This window comes from Paraburkholderia sp. SARCC-3016, from assembly GCF_031119615.1.
GTDB lineage: Bacteria > Pseudomonadota > Gammaproteobacteria > Burkholderiales > Burkholderiaceae > Paraburkholderia.
This window is the reverse complement of record NZ_JAVHZD010000078.1, coordinates 1-3,836: the sequence shown is the minus strand read 5'-3', so window position 1 is coordinate 3,836 and position 3,836 is coordinate 1. Positions and strand designations below refer to the sequence as shown.

The window sequence follows — 3,836 nt, the reverse complement described above, 5'->3', positions numbered from 1 at the left end:
AAACGCAAATCGATCATCGTTGCCTGCTGGAAGCAAGCCGAGCTTTGGTGATGTCATGATTTACGTAACTCTCAATAGAAGGAATGTTCAGGGCAAGCGAGCTGGAAAGCTATTATGTGAACCCCCGTTTCGAGGGGCACGAGAAGCCGGCTCTGAATGTCATCGAGGACTGGATGCAGTCGGACGATCCAATGCCGCTCGCTATTTTAGGAGGCTATGGAAAAGGGAAGACGAGTCTTGCGTTGCGAGTTGTCTCACAGCAGGCAATGCGGCATCGGATGAATCCGGCAGAGCGTATCCCGATACTGATCCGCTTGGGGCAAGTCGTGCATGAGACGCAGCTCGAAGGGCTCTTCGGGAAGGAATTTACGGCGCGCTATCCAGCGACAGACTTTCGCTTTCCGACGCTCATGCACTTGAATGCTGGGGGGCGGCTACTCATCGTGCTTGATGGGTTTGACGAGATGAAGCACGCGATGTCCATTGCTGACTTTCGCGCGACGTTTAAGGAGTTCAACCGGTTACTCGAGCCGAAGGCTAGAGTGCTGCTGCTTGGCCGGCCAAATGCTTTGCCTACCGAAGCGCGCAAGCATGTGTTCCGCGCGCAGAAACAGATAGGATCCCAGACGGTGATAGATCCTCAGTTTGCGCCATGGCGTGAAGAGGAGATCGCTTTTTTTGATGGCGACGAGATCGCGCGGTTCCTGCGTGCATACCTCGGCCACCTGCTGATGGACCGCGCCGATGTCTCGGGAATGACGAGAGGCGAATTCGTCGACGCGCGAGTTAGCGAAGTCCTCACGAAGGTGAGTCCTGATCTGCTACGACGGCCGGTGCAAGCGAGAATCGTCGCGGAGCTGGCGCATAATCCGACCTTCAGACTCGACGGGTTCACTAAATACACCTTGTATGATCAGTTTATCAGGCAACTGATAGAACGTGACACGGAAGACAAGCCAGCGCGCGCAAAGATTCCGTTTGATCCGCGATATTCTTTTCAACAAGAACTCGCGTGGTGGTCTTGGACGAAGGCAAGTGACGGGCAGGGTTATTTCGATCGGGACGAGATTCCGCACGCGTTAGTGGACCGACTGCCGGCCGCAGACGCGACGGACGGTATGGCCAAGTTGAATGAATACATTGTGTCGAGTCTGACGGAAGAAAAGGAGGCCGGTGTTCTCTACTTTGCTCACCGCTCATTCCAGGAGTTTCTGGTTGCCGACCGACTGCGTACGTTTCGTCTCACGCCGGACCAGCACGTCGTCATGAGTTCCGCAATCACACCGGACATTCGTAGCTTTTTGGATGCCGCGCCAGATCAAAGTCACCTCGCCAGATGGTTCGAAACCCCACTGCACTGCATGAAACGTTGCGACGCCGACTCGAAAACGTGTCGTCAAGCAACAGTGACCTTCGTCAATGGCAGACTTCTCAGATATGCATTAAATACTTGCAACTGCTCAATCGACGCATTCTCGATGACGGAACGCATTTCTTTGGGGGAATTTCCCGTCTTGTGGCACAACGCGCCAATGATTGCCGCCTCGAACTGCGCCCGTTGGGTTGACGTCAAATAGTGGGCCTTCGGTGCTCGAAGTGCCCGTTGCTTCAGACGAATGGTTGCGTCCTCGGGGATCGCTACGCCACGCGCCAGGCAGGCAAGGCTGAGGGTTGCAAGGTCCTCCAGGTCGCGCACCTCGATCTCTTTCAGCTTGCCGCCCGCGTCGGAGCCCGTTAGCGGATGATTTGCGCTCTGGTAAGAATAGCTTTTGGGACCCTTGGGAGGCATGTACTCAATAGTGTGGGATTGCAGGCCAGACACTTTCTCGAAGCCGAACACCACCGGCACCAGACGTCCCTCGTTGATCACGGCAAGAAACGGTGTCTTGCCGTTTTCGAACTGTTGCTTCAACTGCGTGGCTGCCTGTCCATAGAGTTCATGTAGCTCTCGTCCCTGAACCACGTGGCTGGGCGTTTGCGCGACTTTAAGCGTGAGCGAGGACGGGAGTTGTATCGCCTCAAACATTTTATTCAGGGTAGCGTGCTGGAACTCGGGTCTTTCGAACGACCCGGTTTTGTGAAATACCTGTCCCAAATGACCGACAATCTGTGGCCAAATATCGTCTGCGGTTTGCGCCTCGATCGTTTCAGGAGCACCCTGCATATTCAGCGGCGCTTTCTGCTTTATGCCCACAAGCATTGCTTGCACCATCCGATACTGGAATCCGCGGCTACTTGCGGTGGTGGGCTTCCACCCAGAGCCGTTCGAATAAATGCGAGCGTTTTTGCGCAAGTCGGTGCGTGTGGTCGGCTCGCTGGGCGACGTCGGTGTCCGGTCGGAGAAGAACACCTTGCCTTCGAGGGATTGCGTGCCGCCCTTCGTATCATTGACTCCCCCCCTCAATTCACCCGACAGCAGAATCTCGAAGCCCCATGGACTCCCGTGGAACGCTTCCGGCTTGACGTAGCCAAGCGGCGCCGATTCGTTCTGGGAGTGCAACAACGCACTACGGATTAGCTGGCTCGACGCCACATCGATAGCCATTGAGTCGAGCACGTCGAGCGGTGTCTGACGGTTATCGTTCAGGTGAACGGGTTTCAGGCCTGAATCGACAAGCTCGCGTATGGCAGCAGCATCGACGCGCCTTACTGCAGCATGCAGCCGTAAGTCAGCAGGTGCCGCCGAATGGGCCTTCGGCGGCGGAGCTTCGGACGCGCTGCCACGCTGTCGCCGCATCTGCATGAGCCGAGACAGCGCCCCCGATGCCTGCGGCCGCGCTTGAGATGAAGTCCCCGTAAGAGATTCGCGGGCACAAGCCTTGTTCGAGGTCGAGGGTGTGCTGGAAAACTGAGAACTGGAAGCTGAGGTTTCTCGGGTTTTCAAGGGGGTAAACAGTATTAACACGGCATCATCAGGGGCATGGCTAGGCTGTCCTCAATGACACGTTAAGACAACGAAACCAGATGCAGGCGGAGTTTGCCGTCCTTAATCGCCGATGGGCTTCTTGATGGCGAACTTCCAACTCAGTTCGCGAACCGCTGGGTTACTAATGAGCGAGAGAGAAGAACAAATCACCGTTCCACGGCTTTCGTTGCTCCCCCGCGTCGAATGGCAATTGCCCAATACACCGGTACTTCCGCTTCAATCTCAACTTGCTCAATAATGTTGTCGAGGTGCTTTCGCCGTCCGGAGCACATCAGCTGCCTGGGAACGATCTGCTCGGCTCTGTTGACTAACCAGGCAGTCAATTTGCCATTTAATTTATGAATTTATGTCGAGATGTGGCGGATTTTTTGCAAATCCCGGCCGACCTTCACTCTCGTCTGCAAAATGAATGATCCTGGTATTGTCAAGTTATTCGGTAGCCTGAGCTTCCCCTGAAATTTCGCCTTCCAGCAGGTCGTGTATAAACTCGCCCCAAAGGAACGAAAGAAGAAATGTTCAAGGTACCGCACTAGGTGTACACGGCGGAGTTTAAGGAAGCTGCCGTGCGACGAGTCAAGGACGGACAAGGCGTGAGCGCCGTGGCCCGCGAATTGGGCATGTCGACACAGACGCTGCGCAACTGGCTCAAGGCGTCTGCAGCCGGCCAGCTGAACGGCCCGGGGGCGAAGGTCGTGACAGCGGAACAGATGGGGCTCTCGCGCCTTCGAGCGGAGAACAAGCGCTTGCAGATGGAACTGGAAATCGCAAAAAAATGTATGGTCCGCCCCGGCTTTGCAACGGAGCCCTGTGCGACGAAGCAGTTGTTTGCGTAAATGAGGTCGGTCGGAAGCCGTGGACGCCAACGGGTTAAGCAGCGAGCTGTTTCAGATAGTATCGCTGCGTGAATGCG

1 protein-coding gene and 1 pseudogene are annotated in these 3,836 nt (G+C 55.7%); both read left to right on the top strand.

Annotation, left to right across the window (positions count from 1 at the left end; all coding sequences use genetic code 11):
* Positions 1-116 precede the first annotated feature (116 nt).
* Entirely contained in the window at positions 117-1,577 is a 1,461-nt protein-coding gene (locus QYH69_RS35640) for an NACHT domain-containing protein (RefSeq protein WP_308836309.1), read from the top strand.
* 1,882 nt (positions 1,578-3,459) lie between these two features.
* Positions 3,460-3,699, top strand: a pseudogene (locus tag QYH69_RS35635) (transposase); the annotation flags it as partial.
* Positions 3,700-3,836: the final 137 nt, after the last annotated feature.